Source organism: Pseudomonadales bacterium (assembly GCA_024234165.1).
Taxonomy (GTDB): Bacteria; Pseudomonadota; Gammaproteobacteria; order Pseudomonadales; family UBA5518; genus UBA5518.
Genome location: JACKOP010000001.1, coordinates 430122 through 447229, shown reverse-complemented (window position 1 = coordinate 447229; position 17108 = coordinate 430122). Strand labels below are relative to the sequence as shown.

At 63.5% G+C, this 17108-nt stretch carries 14 protein-coding genes; 2 read left to right on the top strand and 12 right to left on the bottom strand.

The genetic code is table 11. From position 1 onward, the window contains the following. Positions 1-36: 36 nt before the first annotated feature. The 11 genes from H7A12_01850 to H7A12_01800 form a co-directional block, all read right to left on the bottom strand. Positions 37-1002 (bottom strand): FAD:protein FMN transferase, encoded by a 966-nt coding sequence (locus tag H7A12_01850; protein ID MCP5319573.1) that lies wholly within the window; start codon positions 1000-1002, stop codon positions 37-39. Further along, a complete protein-coding gene (locus H7A12_01845; GenBank protein ID MCP5319572.1) occupies positions 983-3211 on the bottom strand; it encodes a PepSY domain-containing protein in 2229 nt (742 codons plus the stop codon). Before H7A12_01845 ends, H7A12_01850 begins: the two co-directional genes overlap by 20 nt. Positions 3212-3247: 36 nt before the next feature. Further along, positions 3248-3724, bottom strand: coding sequence for a DUF2271 domain-containing protein (locus H7A12_01840; GenBank protein MCP5319571.1), 477 nt, complete (start codon positions 3722-3724; stop codon positions 3248-3250). Between the two features lie 13 nt (positions 3725-3737). Then, positions 3738-4082: a PepSY domain-containing protein gene (locus tag H7A12_01835; protein ID MCP5319570.1), complete on the bottom strand. Its 345-nt coding sequence runs from the start codon at positions 4080-4082 to the stop codon at positions 3738-3740. Between the two features lie 271 nt (positions 4083-4353). After that, complete coding sequence (locus H7A12_01830) at positions 4354-5805, bottom strand: TolC family protein (GenBank protein ID MCP5319569.1); 1452 nt, start codon at positions 5803-5805, stop codon at positions 4354-4356. Between the two features lie 41 nt (positions 5806-5846). Next, a complete protein-coding gene (locus tag H7A12_01825; protein ID MCP5319568.1) occupies positions 5847-6965 on the bottom strand; it encodes an ABC transporter permease in 1119 nt (372 codons plus the stop codon). A gap of 4 nt (positions 6966-6969) precedes the next feature. Continuing rightward, positions 6970-8139 carry an ABC transporter permease gene (locus H7A12_01820; GenBank protein ID MCP5319567.1) on the bottom strand — a complete coding sequence of 390 codons (1170 nt, stop codon included), beginning with the start codon at positions 8137-8139 and terminating at the stop codon, positions 6970-6972. Next, a complete protein-coding gene (locus H7A12_01815; protein ID MCP5319566.1) occupies positions 8136-9911 on the bottom strand; it encodes an ABC transporter ATP-binding protein in 1776 nt (591 codons plus the stop codon). Before H7A12_01815 ends, H7A12_01820 begins: the two co-directional genes overlap by 4 nt. Then, complete coding sequence (gene hlyD, locus H7A12_01810) at positions 9912-10952, bottom strand: secretion protein HlyD (GenBank protein MCP5319565.1); 1041 nt, start codon at positions 10950-10952, stop codon at positions 9912-9914. Between the two features lie 27 nt (positions 10953-10979). Beyond that, positions 10980-11399 (bottom strand): hypothetical protein, encoded by a 420-nt coding sequence (locus H7A12_01805; protein ID MCP5319564.1) that lies wholly within the window; start codon positions 11397-11399, stop codon positions 10980-10982. A 67-nt stretch (positions 11400-11466) separates the two neighbouring features. Then, positions 11467-12075 carry a TetR/AcrR family transcriptional regulator gene (locus H7A12_01800; GenBank protein MCP5319563.1) on the bottom strand — a complete coding sequence of 203 codons (609 nt, stop codon included), beginning with the start codon at positions 12073-12075 and terminating at the stop codon, positions 11467-11469. 286 nt (positions 12076-12361) lie between these two features. On the opposite strand from H7A12_01800, the gene H7A12_01795 reads away from it, so the two are divergent. Continuing rightward, a complete protein-coding gene (locus H7A12_01795) occupies positions 12362-13843 on the top strand; it encodes an NAD(P)/FAD-dependent oxidoreductase (GenBank protein ID MCP5319562.1) in 1482 nt (493 codons plus the stop codon). 57 nt (positions 13844-13900) lie between these two features. Here the strand turns inward: H7A12_01795 and H7A12_01790 are convergent, their stop codons facing one another. Beyond that, on the bottom strand, positions 13901-14554 hold the full coding sequence (locus H7A12_01790) for a TetR/AcrR family transcriptional regulator (GenBank protein MCP5319561.1): 654 nt from the start codon (positions 14552-14554) through the stop codon (positions 13901-13903). A 148-nt stretch (positions 14555-14702) separates the two neighbouring features. Here H7A12_01790 and H7A12_01785 point away from each other — a divergent pair, with 148 nt between their 5' ends. After that, positions 14703-17102, top strand: a complete 2400-nt coding sequence (locus tag H7A12_01785; protein ID MCP5319560.1) for a TonB-dependent receptor — start codon at positions 14703-14705, stop codon at positions 17100-17102. Positions 17103-17108 lie beyond the last annotated feature (6 nt).

The following is a 17108-nucleotide window of genomic DNA, read 5'->3' as shown; positions in this document are numbered from 1 at the left end:
TTAACGGATGAGCAGATGCAGGTGCCCTGATTTCCATCACAACGGGTTTGCAAAACGCCCCAGGCCCAGCTCCACCAGACTTCCCTCACGACGCAACAGCCACAGCGCTTCCAGTCCCATGCGTTGCGCCAGCGCGAGGCCAGCGTTGGGGCCGCTGACGAGCAGTGCCGTGGCCCAGGCGTCGGCGCTGATGCCGTCCCTGGCCAGTACCGTGACCGAGGCAACGTCGTTGTGCACCGGGACGCTGCTTCGCCCATCCATGGTGTGGGCGACGCGCACGCCACCGATCTGCAGCCAGTGCCGGTAGTCGCCCGAAGTGGCAACGGCAAGATCCGCCAGTTCGATCACGCTGCGTGTCGTGCGCTGTGTGTACTGCGGACTCTCGAGCGCGATCGCCCATGGTTCCCCGTTGCCCTGGTGGCCGAGTGCACGGAGTTCGCCGTCCAGCGCGGCAAGTGCATGCTCCACCTCGTGGGTTTGGACTACGGCGATCATGCGATCGACAGCGTAGCCCTTGGCGATGCCGCACAGATCCAGTTGCATGCGTGCGTGCTTGCGGGCACGCCCGGCCGTCAGGTCCAGCTCGAGCCAGTTGTGCGCCGGACGCCCATCCTCGCTGCGGGCGCAGCCGATGGCCTGGACGTCGGGCTCGCCACGGGCGGCGCCGAAGCCCCAGGCATCGACCAACGTGCCGACGGCGGGATCGAACGCCCCGTCGCTCAAACGCGATATCTCCAGTGCGCGAGCAAGCACCTCGAGGATTGCCGGGGGCAGCGATACCCAGGTGTCAGCAGGCGATGCATTCAGCCGCGTCAGGTCGCTTTTCGGCTTCCACGGCGACATCTGGCGGTCTACCTCGTCGACGACCACGGCCAGGTTGCGACGCAGTGCTGGTTCGTCCACTTCCGGGCCGGCGTCGCAGATCAGTGACCAGCGCGTGGCCATGGTCGGCCCGTGCAGCTTGAGGCGCCGCATTGGCGCTTCAGAACACGTCTTCCGCATAGCGCCCCCTGGCCTTGAGCTGTTGCACGTTGAGCTTGACCGCACCCAGGATCTCGTTGAGCGCTTCGGTGACACCCTGCGCCATGGGCCGGCTGCCACAGACGCGCACGATGGCGCCCTGGCGCATCAGCTCCTGCACGCGCACGGCGTCGCGGCGCAGCGCATCCTGCACGTAGCCACCACCCGCATCGACGCGCGAGAAAGTCGTGCGCAGGGTGGCCAATTGCCCGGCGGTCAGCCAGCGCTCCATTTCCGGACCAAAGTAGAAATCCCGTGCCGGATCACGTGCCCCGAAGAACAGGTGCATGGGCGTGTGCCTGCGGTTGTCACGGATGAATCCGACCAGCGGTGCGACGCCGGTACCAGCGCCGATGAGCAGCACAGGGACGCGTGCACGTTCGAGCGCGAAACCGGGGTTTGTCTTGATGAATGCCTGGATCACATCACCCGGCTGCAGGGCGTGCAGAAAGGGCGAGCACTGACCATCGGGGACCTTGCGAACGCAGATTTCAAGGAAACCGTCGCGCCAGCTCGATGCCAGTGAGTAGTAGCGTGGTGCGTGCACGTTTGGCGCTACGATGCCAACCAGGTCGCCGGCGGCGAAGCGTGGAAGGCCGCGTCCAGCCAGACGCATGAACCCGTTTTGCCTGGGCCAGGCAAAGCGCAGAATCGCCGCCGGCCAACCCAGCTCGCCCGTGAAGTCCTGCCGTGAGACAAGCGTGAGCGTCGTCGTTGCCGGCACGCGTGGCACATAGTCGACCACGAGCGGCTGGCCGAGCCCGGGCAGCAGGGCAGCGCTGAGCGCCTCGGCCCAGAGCGCGAACTGTTGTGCCGACTGCTGGTGGATGCGTTCCAGTGGCAGCAACTGTGGCCAGCCGCGTGCGCGCAGCGCGTTGTCCACGGCCTCGGCATAGCCACAATATGCGGTGAACTGGCGGTCACCAAAACCAAGCACGGTCACTGCTGCCGTACCCACCGGTTGCGTCCGGATGCGCTCGATGGCCTGCACCGCGTGCGCCGGCGTCTGGCCGTCGCCGTAGGTGGCTGCCAGCACGAAGACCTGCTGGGCCGTCGTATTCGCCTGAAAGTGCTCCAGCGCACCGGTATGCACGCGCTGGCCTGCGTGCACGAAAGCGCGGTGCAGCGCCTCGGCAAACCCCCACGTCGAACCGGTCTCGCTGGCGACGAAGATCAACACCTCGGCGTCGCGTACCGCGCTGTTGTCGCGAATCCTGGGCAATTGCCGACGACCCTGCAGCCAAAGCAGCAGTCCGGTGACCCAGAACATGGGGATGCTGGTACCCATGGCACCCAGCACCAGAGCCCAGGCCCAGGCACCCTCGCCGGTGTGCAGCAGCAGAATCCAGTCGTAGACGCGCTGTGCGGCAGATGCATCCTGCCAGGCCAGCGTCTGGCCGGTGTGGCGGTCGATCCAGCCCTCGCCGTGGTCGGTCGCCACCAGCCAGGTGTCCTCGGGATCATCGGCAGCGGGTACGCTCAGCTTGCGCAGATCACGCATACGCAGATCGCGCAGCAGCGGTAGTTCCCGGGGCGCCAGGTCCGTACCGTTGGTGGTTGGTGATATCTGCGAAACGACGTCGGGGTCGAAATCGCTCTCCACCGATACCCAACCGAAGGTGGCCGCGCTCATGTAGAGCGCCGTGAGCGATGTGAGCAGCAGGACCAGCAACACGATGCGACCACTGACCACGTGCAGGCGCTGCAGACTGCTGCCGCGCACGCGTGCGAGTAGATGCCGCATGCCGCCCTGGCGCCGCGCCATGAGCACGAGGCCGGAGACGGAGATCAACAGCATGCCGAGCGCCACGGCTGCAGCGATCATGCGCCCGGCATCGCCGAGCAGGAGGCTGCGGTGCAGATTCTTCACCCAGCGCGAGAACGCCGATGGCTGCCAGCTCTGCAGCACGCTGCCGTCCTCCGGGTCGATGCGTGCCGCCTGCGCCTGCCCATCGTCGAACGAGTAGACGACGATGTCGCCCGATGGCAGACGACGGATCTGCTCGACACCGGCAATGCGGCCGGTGATGCGCTCGGCCAGCGTGGCGACGGACAGCTCGCTTGCGGCCGGTAGGGCGTTGAACGCGTCGATCGCCGGATAGGTGGCCAGAATGACGCCGGTCAGTGCGAGCAGCAGTGCCACGCTGCCCAACGTCAGTCCCAGCCAGCGGTGCATGAAACGCCAGATCATGGTGCGGTCCTTTCCTGGTCAGTCGGTGGCCCCGGCCTACTCGAGCAGGTAGGCCGCGGACTGGATGTACTGCTTGCCGGCGACAGCCTTGCCACTGCCGTCGCTGGTCAGTGGCAGGCGCACCTCCGACGGGCTCTCGCGCATGTCCTCGGCAGCGGCGTCGATGTGGATCTCGTACCCGGCGTCGATGAGTGCATCGGCCAGGTCGGCGGTTACCTTCAACGTTCGACCGGCGCCGACGCTGGCGCCAGTGACGCCATCGAGTCGTTTTGTGTCATTCGCCGACAGACGCGCCCAGTCGCGCAGGTGCCTGTAGAACTTGGCCTTGCCACCGGCGACCCAGAGCGTGCCGGCGTAGGCGCCTTGCGCATCGGTGAGGTAGACGGCCAGGTAGGCGCCGTCGCCACCGTAATTGTTGAGCGTGGTCGAAATCGTCACCGGTCGGCTGTGTGCCAGCAGCGGCAGGGTCAGCGCACAGGTGGCGGCAATCGTGGTCAGGATGGGTTTGGACATGTGCTTACTCCGGTCAGGGTGTTGGGTGTCTGTGCTGCTCATGGTCGCGTTCCTGCGAGCGATGCCGGTCCTTCTTCTCGTCGCGCAGCTTCATCTTCACCAGTTGCAGCGTCTCGGGGTCGAGCTTGGCCTTGAAGCGGCGCCCCTCGGCGTCCGTGCCGTACAGCTCGTAGCAACCGTCGTCTATCTTCAGGCGGCTCACGTCCCAGCCCTGGCGCACGGCCATTTGCATCACCGCATCACGCGACTGCCAGCGCTGCAGGGGAACTTCGCAGTCATCCGAGGCCAGGGCAGGGAGTGCGATGATGCCTGCCGCCAGGACAACGAGGCTTCGTTGCATGGTCGAGCGTGCTTTCATGACAGATCTCCCGGATGTCGAGGGTGCTGGTTGGCGCGGCGATCACCGACTCTTGCAATCAGGGAGCGGCGAATGAAGATGCTGCGTGTGGGCTAGGTTCATTCCCTCTCGTCAAGTGTGTTGGCACCACGCCAGCGCATTGAGGCCATTTTCCACAACCGACATGAACGCGAACTGAAGCGCTTGTTCATATGCCGTTCATGTTTGGCGCGCTACAAAACCGGTCACGCACAGACCTGATGACCGGCCTGCGCTTCTTGCTGTTTCAGTTTCATGGCGCACTCACCTTTGCTGGATCCCAGCCGCCACCGAGCGCCTTGTACAGTGCTACCAACCGCACGGTTGCATTGGTATGCGCATGAACGGCTGCAATTTCGGTCTCCTGCAGGCTACGTTGAGCCACCAGCAGATCGACCAGCGCGATATCGCCTGCGTCATGACGTGCCTTGGCGTGACCGTAACTTGCACGCGCCGACGCCAGGGCAGCTGTGCGATGTTGCAGTGCTTCCAACCCTGCCTGATAGTCGTTCAGAGCACGCTCGGCATCAGCAAGTGCAGTCAATACGGTCTGTTCGTAGGCGAGCGCAGCCTGTCGTTCCGACGCCTCGCGTGCACGTATTTCGGCTTGCACACGCCCGCCGTCAAACAGTCGCCAGGAGATCAGTGGCAAGACAGAAAAACGCGAACTCGGCGATTCGAACCAATCACTCGAGTCAAGTGTCTGAAAGCCGCCACCGATGCCGATCGACAGTTTGGGAAACAGCTCGGCTGTCGCAACGCCCACATCCGCCGTACTCGCAGCCAGACGTCGCTCCGCCGCCAGTACATCGGGGCGTCGGCGCAACACATCGACGCGTTCGCCCACCGGCAACATAGGCAAGACGAGCGGATGTGGTTCGGCATCCAGCAATGCCAGTTCGCGCTCAGGTGCTACCCCTGTCAGCACGCCAAGCGCGAGCACAGCGGCGCGTTGGTTCGCCTGAATATCTGGCAACGAGGCATTGGCGCCGAGCCACTGTGCGTAGGCTGAATCCACTTCGAAAGAAGGAGCATCACCCGCAGCATGGCGCAAGCGCACGAGATCCAATGTCTGTTGCAAGGTATCGACCTTGGCCCGCTGTACGCGTAATTCTTCAGCTGCGCCGACGACGCTGAACCAATTGCGTGCGACCTCGGCGACGATGCGCAGACGCACGCTTTCGGCGTCGATTCTACTTGCCTGCAGTCGGGCATTGGCCCCCTCGAGTGCGCGTCGTTGGCCGCCAAACAGATCGATCTCCCAGGCAGCATCGAAGCCAGCGTCGTGAATCGTCTGCGTCACATCGAGCCCGGGGATGCTGCCGACGGGCAGCGGGCCATTCTCGCTCTGCCTTCGCCGGTTGACGCTCGCGCTGGCGCCAGCGGCGGGTAACTGCCTGCCGGCAACGCGATCGCGCAGTGCCCGGGCCTCATCGATGCGTGCCATCGCCTGGCGCAGGTCCAGGTTCTGTTCCAGGGTGGTATCGACCAGGCGCTCAAGCACTGGATCGCCCAGCTCGGACCACCAACGGGTCAGGCGGTCCGCACTGGATTGGTCCAGCAGTGGTAGCGTCCATCCGTCACCGATATCGACTGGCGGAGGCTCCCGGTAATCCGGGCCAACAACAGTGCAGGCGGACAAGAAAGTGCAGGTCAGGACCAGCACCAGCACCCGCAGGTGCAGGCATCCATGTGTTCCATGCATCGACTGTTCGCGGGAAGAGAAGCTGGTGTGGGTCGCGAGTTTCATTGCAATCGCCCTCGAACGAAGAACGTGGCCGTGGTGAGCGATGTCAGCGCGATGAGCGCCAGCGGCCACAGGCTGGAAAGAATGTCGCCTGGCGGCATGGCCTTGAGAAAGCTGCCTTCGACGATGACGAGGAAGTGGGTCAGCGGAATGGCCTGGGCCAGCCATTGCAGGACGACGGGCATGTTTTCCACCGCCGTCGCAAAGCCGGACATCAGCACCGCCGGAATACCAGCGGCGAATGCACCCAGAATGGCCTGCTGCTGCGTCATGCTGACCGCAGAGATCATGAGACCGATGCCGACCACCGAGGCGATGAACAGCACCAGGCTGGCGAGCAGCATCACGAACGAGCCCGTGAACGGGATGCCGAACAGGAAGACGCCCACGCTGATCATGAACAGGCCCAGCGCGGCGCCAATCGCGAGCGCCGGCAGTGACTTGGAAATGATGATTTCCGGCGTCGAGGTGGGCGATACCAGCAACTGGTCGAAGGTGCCGAGTTCGCGTTCGCGCGCGATCGACAATGCTGTGATCATCAACGAACTGAACAGCGCCAGGATGCCGGTGAGGCCCGGCACGATGTACCAGCGGTAGACCAGGTTCGGATTGAACCAGTGGCGCACGACCACGGGCGTCGGTCCCTGGGCGTCGGGCACGATCTCGGCGCCGACATCGGCGGCGATGGTGGACAGGTAGGCGACGGTGATCTGTCCGGAGTTGCTGCGCCGGCCATCCACCAGTACCTGTACGCTGCCGCTGTCACCGGCGGCGATGGTGCGCGAGAAATCGACGGGAATGGCGAGCGCGGCGATCACCTCGCCGCGCTCGATCAGTTCGTGCAACTGCTGCTGGCTGTCGACATGCCGGACGTGGGTGATGAAGCGGGCGCCGTCCAGGCGCTGCGCCAGCTCGTGCGACCAGCGCCCGACGTCCTGGTTGTAGACGGCGATATCGACATTGCGCACTTCTAGCGTCGCGGCAAAGGCGAAGACAAGCAGTTGCAGCATGGGCGGCACGAGCACCACCATGCGGCTGCGCGGGTCGCGCAGGACGCTCAGCACTTCCTTGATGAACTGGGCGCGCAGGCGGGTGAGCGAGAGCGCGAAGCTCAACATGGTCTCACTCCAGGTTCTTGCGCGTGGCGCGCTTGGCGATCACGAAGAACAGCGCTCCGATTGCCATCATGGCCGCCAGGTTGGGCAGGAATACCGCCCAGATGTCGCCGGCCAGAAACACCGTCTTCAGCGAATCGACGAAGTAGCGCGCCGGAACCGCCAGGGTGATGGCCCGGATCGGCGTCGGCATGGCGTCGATCTCGTACAGAAAGCCCGACAGGATGAAAGCCGGCAGGAAGCCCGTGAACAGCGCGATCTGCGCCGCCAGGAACTGGTTGCGCGCCAGTGACGAGATCAGCAGACCCTGACCCAGCGCCGGCACCATGAACACCGCCGACAGCAGCAGCAGCGCTGCCAGCGAGCCCCGCATCGGCACGCCGAACACGAACACCGCCAGCGCCGCCGCGCCCAGCGTGGCCAGCATGCCGAGCACGAAGTACGGCAGCAGCTTGCCGATCAGGATTTCCGCCACCGAGGCCGGTGTGGACAGCACCGCCTCCATGGTGCCGCGCTCCCATTCGCGCGCCACCACCAGCGCGGTCAGCATGGTGCCGATGATCGTCATGACGATGGCGATGGCGCCGGGAATCAGTGCGCGGCGGCTTTCCAGCTCGGGGTTGAACCAGTAGCGCGGCTCCAGCACGACGGCCTGCGCCGGCGCTGCGACATCCAGTCCGGCGCGCCAGGACTGGACCACGCCGCGGGCATAGTTCTCGACGTAGTTGGCGGTGTTGGGGTAAGAGCCGTCGGTGACGATCTGCACCAGCGGTTCGCTGCCGCGCTGGGCCAGACGCTGCTCGAAGTCCTGCGGAATCACTACGTAGCCGCGCAGCGTGCCCGAGACGAGCTGGTCGGCCACTTCGCGTCGCTCATGGACGAAGTGCGTGTCCAGGAAGCGTGTGCCGGAAAACGCCGCGACCAGGGACTGAGCCGAGGCGCCGCGTGACTCCAGCACCACACCGACGCGAACCGCCTTGGTATCGAGCGACACCGCATAGGCGAACAGCAGCAGCAACACCACCGGCAGCGCGAACGCGATCAGCAATGTCGAAGGATCGCGCAATGCCTGGTGGCTTTCCTTGGTCACCAGGGCGATGAGGCGCCGCAGGTCGAAGCGCCGCAAATCGGCGTGCACGGTGCCCCCCGTGTCCTTGTGTGGTGCAGCGGCGCTCATGGGGCGGCCTCCATTTCACGGTCGGCAGACTCCACCAGATGAATGAAGGCGTCCTCCATCGTCGGGTCGGGTCGTTCGGGACTGATCGCCGAACGTTTCAGCGCGTCGGGCGTATTCAGTGCAATCAGTTGCGCACGCGAGAGCATGGCGACGCGGTCGCAGTACTCGGCTTCGTCCATGAAGTGGGTGGTGACCATGATGGTCACGCCCTTGCGCGCCAGGCCGTTGATGTGGGTCCAGAATTCACGCCGCGTGATCGGGTCCACGCCTGACGTCGGCTCGTCAAGGAACAGCACGGGGGGTCGGTGCATCAGCGAACAGGCCAGCGCCAGGCGCTGTTTGTGCCCCAGCGGCAGGGAATCGGGTGTCGCGGACAGCCATCCGCCCAGATCGAAGGTGGCGATCATTTCCTCGATGCGCTCGCGTCGGGCGTTGCCTTCCAGCCCGTAGACGCCAGCCGAGAATTCCAGGTTCTGCTGTACCGAGAGCAGTCCATAAAGTGAAAACTTCTGCGCCATGTAGCCGAGCCGACTCTTGGCCGCGCCGGTGGCGCGGCGAAGATCATGGCCCACCACATGCGCCTCGCCCGCAGTCGGCTTGAGCAGGCCGCACAGCATCTTGAAGGTGGTGGACTTGCCGGCGCCGTTGGGGCCGAGCAGGCCGAAGATTTCGCCCTTTTGCACCTCGAAGCTGACGTTGTCGGTGGCGGTGAACTCGCCGAAGCGCTTGGTGAGGTTTCGGCACGACACGGCAATGTCGGAACCCAGCTCAACCGGCGGCAGACGCTCGGCCAGCGTCGAAGTGCCGCCGGGGCCGCCACCGAGCAGATCGATGAAGGCGTCTTCGAAGCGCGCGGGCACCTGCGCCAGCTCCACTCGCGCCTGATCGGACAGGGCCTGGAGCTGCTCCGCTTGAGCGCCCTCGCGCAACACCACGCGCACGCCGGCGCCCTGGATCACGCCATCGCTCACGCTGGGCAGGTCGAGTGCCTGGGTCAGGACCGCTCGGCGCTCGGCACCGACGTCTTCCAGACGGAAACTGCGGCCTTCGAGCTGCGCGGTCAGTGCGTGCGGCGGACCATCGAACAGGAGCTGCCCCTGGTTCAGGAGCAGCACGCTCTCGCAGCGTTCGGCCTCGTCGAGATAGGCGGTGGACCAGACCACAGCCATACCTTCGTCAGTCAGCGCCTGCACCATGCGCCACAAATCCTGGCGGCTGACCGGGTCGACACCCACGCCAGGCTCGTCCAGCAGCAGCACCTTGGGCCGCGCCATCAGCGCACAGGCAAGGCCGAGCTTTTGCTTCATGCCGCCGGAGAGCTTGCCAGCCAGGCGCCTGGTGAAGGGTCCGAGCCGCGTGAAGTCCAGCAGCTCGGCAAACAGATCGGCGTTGCGATCCGCATCCATGCCGCGCAACTGCGCATACAGACGCATGTTCTCCATCACCGACAGATCTTCGTACAGCCCGAAGCGTTGCGGCATGTAGCCGCTGGCGACGTGGATGGCGTCGTTGTCCTTGACCACGTCATAGCCGGCCAAGGTGACACGGCCGGCGTTCGGCACCAGCAGGCCGGTCAGAATCCGCATCAGCGTCGTCTTGCCGGCCCCGTCGGGGCCGACCAGACCTGTCAGCCGCCCATAGTGGATATGCGCGCTCAGGTTCCGCAGGGCCTGCACCTTGCCGAAATGCTTGCTCACCCCCTCGATGACGACGGCAGCGACATCGGCGCTGGGGCCTGTCGGCGTGGCGGCCATCGCTGCGTTTGCCTGCATTCAACGCTCTCCCGCGCGTGCACCTGCGGCTGGCTGGGCATCGACATCGATCGTCACCGGCATACCCTGGCGCAAGGCAGCGTCGCTGTCGGCTTCGTCGATGACGATGCGCAGGCGATACACCAGGGCGGTGCGCAAATCCGTCGTCTCCACTGTCTTGGGGGTGAACTCGGCGCGTGGTGAGATGAAGCCGATCTGACCGCGATAGACCTTTTCCGACGAGTCGCTTCTGACCCGTACCGTGGTACCGGGTGCGATGCGCCCCAGGTCCGACTCGCCCACGTAGGCGCGCACGTACACCGGCTTGTCCAGGCTCAGGCTGTAGACGGTGCTCTGACTTGCAACCATGCTGCCGGGTTCGCGCACGCGGGCGATGATGGTGCCGTCGCTGGGTGCCATCAGTTCGGTGTCGGCCAGGGATGTGGTGGCTTGCGCGGCGGCAGCCTGCGCGGCCGCAAGCCGAGCCTCGGCCGCGGCGATGTCTTCCTTGCGAAAGCCTTCGGATGCTTGCGACAGGGCAGCCCTGGCTGCCTCGACGCTCGCGCTGGCCTGATCCCTTGCCGCGTGGGCGGCATCGACCGTGCGCTGGCTGCTGGCACCCGATGGAAGCAGGCCACTCTGGCGCTGGAAATTGCGCTCGGCCTCGGTGGCGAGCGCCTGGGCCTGCCGGAGCGCCTCGCGCGCCTGGGTGATTTCCTGCGGTCGCAGCCCGCGGCGCAGCTTGGCCAGCTCCGCCTGCGCTACCTGCACCTGGGCCTGTGCTGCCACAAGGGCGTCCCGATACGGTTGCGCATCCAGCGCCGCCAGGCGCGCGCCGGTGCTGACGGCATCCCCCTCGTCGAAAACCATCTGCATCACCCGCCCTGGCTGGCGGAAGGCCAGTTGCACCTCGCGGATATCGACGTTGCCGTAGAGGCGCAACGAATCCGGTTTGTCATTCCCACGCGTCAGCCAGAACGCCAGCGCGCCGCCAACAGCGAGCACGGTGACGGCGATCACGATCCAACGGGTTTTTCCGGTGGGGAGGTTTGGAGTGGTCATCGATGGATTTCCGCTGGACAAAGGTGTTCAGTGCCCGCGCGCAGCCTGCGCATTCACCGCTGAGCGGCGCCAGGCCATGGCCGCTATGCCGGCCCACACCAGGGTGCGCAGCGTCATCGCGACCAGCGTGCGCCGCTCCCAGGCACCACCCAGAGCTAAGTGCACGCCGAAAGCCAGGAACACGAGCGCCGTCGTCACCGCGATGGCAAGGGCCAGCCATGCGGCCCAGTGCCGGCGCATCCACAGGCCGACGCCGGCGACGATGTAGGCGAACCCGGCCAGAAAGTTGAACCAGAGCACGAACGGCACATAGCTTCCGGCCGCAGCACGCGCTGTCCCGTCGACAAACAGGACTGCGCCGCCTTCCCTGATGGTCAGCAGACCAAAACCGATCGCAATCAAGGAGACCACACGCATCCAGATTGCGCGTTCGCCGTGTGCCGTCATGTTTGTTGCTCCCGATTCATGGAAGGGTCTGGAGGTTGAAGTCGCGCTTGCGGAGCAGACGGATCCTTCATTTGCTGCTTTCGATGCCACGCCGATAGATGGCAAACACGCCTGGTGCATCACGGCGGATGCGACTGACCTTGCCGGCCAGCAGCGACTGCATGACCAGTCCCTGGATGGTGCCGATGAACAGCACGGCGGCGGAATCCACATTCAGATCTGCGTTCAGCTCGCCTTGCGCCTTGCCTGCTTCCATCAGGCGGCGCAGGCGCTGTTCGTATTGACGGAGCAAGGTCTGCACCATCCGCTTGGCGAGTGTCTCGCCGGAGCGCTGCAGTTCTCCGAACAGCATGCGCGGCACTCCGGGATGACTTGCCACGAAGTCGATGTGTGCCATGAACATGGCTTCGAGTGCTGCAGCCGGAGATGCGGCGTTTTCGGCTGCCTTGTCCAGACGGGCCAGCAGACGGTCACCGACCCAGGACATTGCTGCCTCAAGAATCGCGTCTTTGGTGGGGAAATGACGGAACAGGGCGCCTTGCGTCAAGCCCATCCGGTCGGCGATCGCTGCAGTCGTGATTTCAGCGGGATTCTGCTCTGCAGCCAGCTCGACCACGGCCTGCACGGTGGCGGCCCGTCGCTCCTCGGCCGACAGATATTGCGGACGATTGCTCATATCGACACCTGTAAGAAAGTAATTGATTACTATCTTGCGAGACAAATTGATTTTGTCAAGAGTGAAGGAATGACTGGCCTGGACGTTCAGCTCGGGTAACACGTCGAGCGGCGGGCCGCGTGTTCCGTTTGATCGTCGCCTGGCGTGGAAATCGGCCAACGGGATCGCTTATGATGCATGGCGAATGATTCTCAGTGCGTCTTTTTATCCATCTGGAATTCACGGGTTTGCTCATTCGGAAACGGGTGAGCGTGTATCGCCATTCAACGAGGGAAGTGACAGAGACATGAGTCCAGACAGCACCCCCAACGAACGCAAGTTCCGCTATGTCGTCATCGGCGCAGGAATGTCGGGAATCCTGGCGGCAGTCAAGCTCAAGCAACGGGGCGAGACGGACGTCGTCGTGTATGAAAAGGGCCACACGATCGGTGGTACCTGGCGCGAGAATCGCTACCCGGGTCTGACCTGTGATGTACCTGCCCATGCCTACACGTACAGTTTTGCGCCGAATCCAGACTGGAGTGCGTTCTACGCCACCGGTGCGGAAATCCAGCGCTATTTCCAGAAGGTGGTCGAGGATCATGGCATCCGGGCGTTGATCGATACCGACAGCGAAGTGGTCGAGTGCATCTACGACGATGCCACCTGCAAATGGAAGCTGAAGCTCGCCGATGGGCGCACCGACAGCGCTGACGTGGTGATCGCGGCCTCGGGCGTGCTGCACCATCCGAATGTTGCAGAGATCCCGGGTCTGCAGAGCTTCACCGGGAAAGCCTTTCACAGCGCACGCTGGGATGATGCAGCCGAGGTCGATGGCAGGCGTGTCGGCGTGATCGGCAGTGGTTCGACCGGCGTGCAGATCGTGACCGCGCTGCAGAAGCGTTCGGCGCGGGTCGTGCACTTCCAGCGCTCACCGCAATGGATCATGCCGGTACAGCAGTTCGACTATACGGAAGAGGATCGCGCAGCGTTTCGTGCCGATCCCCAGTTGATCGACGACATGCGTTACGGCGAGCAGTACTGGTCAGGTATCTACCGGTTCAACCGGGCACTCGTCGATCCGGAAGGTTCCGATATGCACGAGATCGAGGAGTTGTGCCGGCAGAACCTCGAGAACAGCATCAGCGATCCGGTACTGCGTGAGAAGCTTCGCCCCAACTATCGTGCAGCCTGCAAGCGGCTCATCTATTCGTGGAACTACTACGATGCGGTGCAGCAACCTAACATCGTCGTGGAAATCGACGCGATCGATCGTGTGGAACCCGCAGGTATCCGCATGCGGGACGGGACCTTCCATGAACTCGACGTGATCGTGCTGGCAACCGGCTTCAAGGTCGACCGTTTCATCCGCCCGACGATCGTCAAAGGCAAGGGCGGTGCCTGCCTCGACGACAAATGGAAAGTCAGCCCGAGCGCGTACTACGCGGTCACGATTCCCGACATGCCCAATTTCTTCATGCTGAACGGCCCTACCGGCCCCGTGGGCAACTTCTCGTTGATCGATATCGCAGAACGTCAGTGGAGCTATATCGAGCAGTTGTTGCAGCATCTGCGGGACGCCAACGTTGCGGAGATCGCGCCGACGGCCGAAGCGATGGCGGATTACGACAGTCGCCGTATCGCTGCAGCCAGGACAACCATCTTTGCCTCCGGTTGCACGAGCTGGTATCTCGACGCCGCAGGCGTTCCGATCACCTGGCCGTGGAGTTACCAGGCTTTTGCCGAGGAGATGGATAGCCCCAGATTCGCCGATTACGGGCTTGCCTGAACATCGGACGCCGATTCCTTCACTCCCGTTGCCGTACGGTAACGGGAGCGGCATCGATCAGAATTCTATTTCCGGGTCGCCGATGCGCAACGCGGCCAGAGTGTCCGTCTTCAGCATGCCGAGGATCATCTCGATGCGCCGGTCGAGCGGTCTCTGCTGCCGCAGGCGTTCAGTGGTGATGCAGGCAGTCGCGATGCCGATCACGAAAAAAAGCACGAGTTCGGAACTCTCGATCAGCGGTATGGAGTCGGGGATTTCGCCATGCGCCTGTGCATGACGCACGTCGGTGAGGATCTGCTCGTAGGCAGCATAGAACGATTCGCTGTTGTGCAGCGCAGTCGTTGAGTTGACACCGGCCTGGCGCCAGAACTCGAGGCGCACGCGCCATTCGTCCAGCACCGATTCGGTATACGGCAGCAGATTGCGCAGGCGCGCCTCGAGTGCGGCAAGCCCGCGACGATCACCGACCGCGTTTGCAACCCGCTCGAGATAGCTCTCGTTGACCCAGAGATCCGCCGCAGCGAGCAGTTCGGCCTTGCTGTTGAAATAGTGTTCGACCAATCCACGGGAACATCCTGCGTGTTCGGCAACCGAGCGCACCGATATGCCCGCAAGCCCCGCGCGCGCCATCAAGGCGGCAGTCGCTTCGATGATGTGGGTCCGCCTTTCGTGCGCCGTGTCGGCGACCTTGGGGAAGGGTGTACGTGTCATGCAGTGTGTCTGTTTCCTGGTTTCCGCATCCGCGACAGTGTATCGAAAAGACGGACATCATGTGCGCATGACAGTCCACTTGCTAACAAGACGATCGTCATGTATCGTTTGCTCTATGCCGATCCATAACCATTCCATGGAGCATCCGATGAGTGTGTTCAATCGCGCTGCACGCCTTCTTGCCGTCACGATTTCTACCGTAGCGGCGGCCACCGCGGCGCAGCATGTCCGGGCACAGGACAACCCCGGACACGGGCTCGAGGAGATCGTCGTCACCGCCGAACGTGTCGAGGCCTCACTACAGGAAACCCCGATTTCGCTGTCGGCCTTCAATGCGGCCAGTCTCGATGCCTTGGGCGCGATTGAGACTGGTGATATCGCTGCGTATACACCGAACCTGACCATGAACAAGACGCCGGGGAGCCAGAACGCGTACGGGATGGGTATCCGTGGTGTGAGCTCGGGTGAGCCGTCGCTGGCCGTCGATCCCACGGTCGGCATCTATGTGGACGGTGTGTATCTGGGCCGGAGTTCGGCAGCGGCGTTCGAGATCGTCGATATGGAGCGCATCGAGGTACTGCGCGGGCCGCAGGGCACCTTGTATGGACGCAACACCACCGGCGGTGCTGTCAATATCGTGACCACGAAACCCGGTACCGAATTCGGGTTCAAGCAGGAGTTCACGGTCGGTGAGCGTGATCTGCTGCGGTCGGCAACCTCGCTGGACACCGGTGCCTTCGGGGATTTTTCCGCGAAGCTGTCGTTCATTCATGGCGAACGTGGTGGTCTGGCGAAGAGCAGCATCACCGGTGGCGAACTCGGCCAGTATGATCAGCAGGCCTGGCGTGCAGCGTTGCGCTGGACACCGTCGGACCGGGTCACGGCCGATTACACCTACGATCATTTCCAGCAGGATTCGAACACGAACCTGACCCAGGCGAGTTTCGTGCGCCCGCTGCAACTGATGCTCGGCGGGTCGTATTACGAAAACATGGCGGCGACGGCGTCGAAGCGCCGCCGGGGTCACTTGCCGTACGCGCACGATGACAAGGATCAGAAGCTCGAGATCGATGGACATGCACTCACGGTCAGTTTCGACCTCGACAACGCGACCCTGAAATCGATCTCGTCCTGGCGCAAATTTGACAATAGTTACGACCGGCAGGCGTTTCCCGGCGATTACCTCGCTGATGGAAGCAGTCTGCTGGGACCGGATTTCGACGGCAGCTTCGTGCCCGCCGGCACCTGGGTGACGGCCTTCTCCACCACCAGCCCGGGAGGGTTCAACAAGCACGAGCAGTGGTCGCAGGAGTTTCAACTCGTGGGTCGACTGTTCGATGAACGCTTCGGCTATAACGCGGGTGTCTACTACTTCCACGAGGAAGGGCGACAGCTCGATCCACAGAGTTACGTATTTCCGGCGCTGCTCGCGTTCGGCGGGCTGGATCAGGATTCCCAGGATTACCTGTGCGCAGGCGATTGCTTTGGCAAGAGTGTGCTGCTTGGCACGGTGCCGGATTACGAATACTGGACCGACAACGATGCGTGGGCGATCTACGGGCAATTCGACTACCGCCTGAGCGATCGGCTCACGGCGATCGTGGGGCTGCGCTGGAGCGTCGACGACAAGGCCACGAAGTTGCGTACGGGCTTCGAGGATATCGGGCATGCAACGCTCAAGGCAGACGATTCATGGAACCATTTCAACCCCTCGTTCACGCTGACCTACCAGTGGAGCGATTCGGTGATGGTCTACGCGAAGTACAGTACCGGCTACCGGGCTGGCGGCTACAACATCCGGGCCAGTACGAGTGCCGGGTTCGCAAAACCGGCTGACGAAGAAACGGTGGAATCGTGGGAGGTCGGCGGCAAGAGCGAGTGGTTCGATAACCGCCTGCGCCTGAATGGCGCGCTGTACTTCTACGAATACGATGACCGTCAGGTAGAACAGTTCGAAGCCGGTTCCGGCGGAGCCTCATCCGTAATCGTGAACGCCGGCTCATCGGAGGCCAAGGGCGTCGAACTCGAGTTGACGGCAGCACCGGTCGATGATTTGTTGCTGACGCTCAACTACGGCTACGTCGATACGCAGTACAACCGTTTCGTGACCAGCGTGATGAACCCGGTCACCGGGTTCCCGAAGATGGATGAGAACTACGAGCCGGTGGTTACCGATATCGCGACGGTTGCCAGCACCATCTTCGGCAGCCCGAAGCACCAGGCGGCGCTGATCATGCAGTACTCGTTCCCGAGCACCAGCATCGGCACCTTCGTCGCCCAGGTGGACACGACGTACGCCAGCGCCCGCAACTTTCATTCGCAACTGAACCGCTATGACCGCAGCGGTCGCCATACGGTGTGGAACGCGCGCCTGACGCTACAGGACATTCCGGTGCCGCGTGGTGACCTGTCGCTGGCCCTGTGGGGACGCAACCTCGGTAACGAAGAGGTGCGCGAGTGGGGCATCGATTTCGGTGCACTCGGCTATGCGACCAATACCTACCGGGAGCTGCGCAGCGTCGGTGCCGATCTGCGTTACGTTTACTGAGGAAGG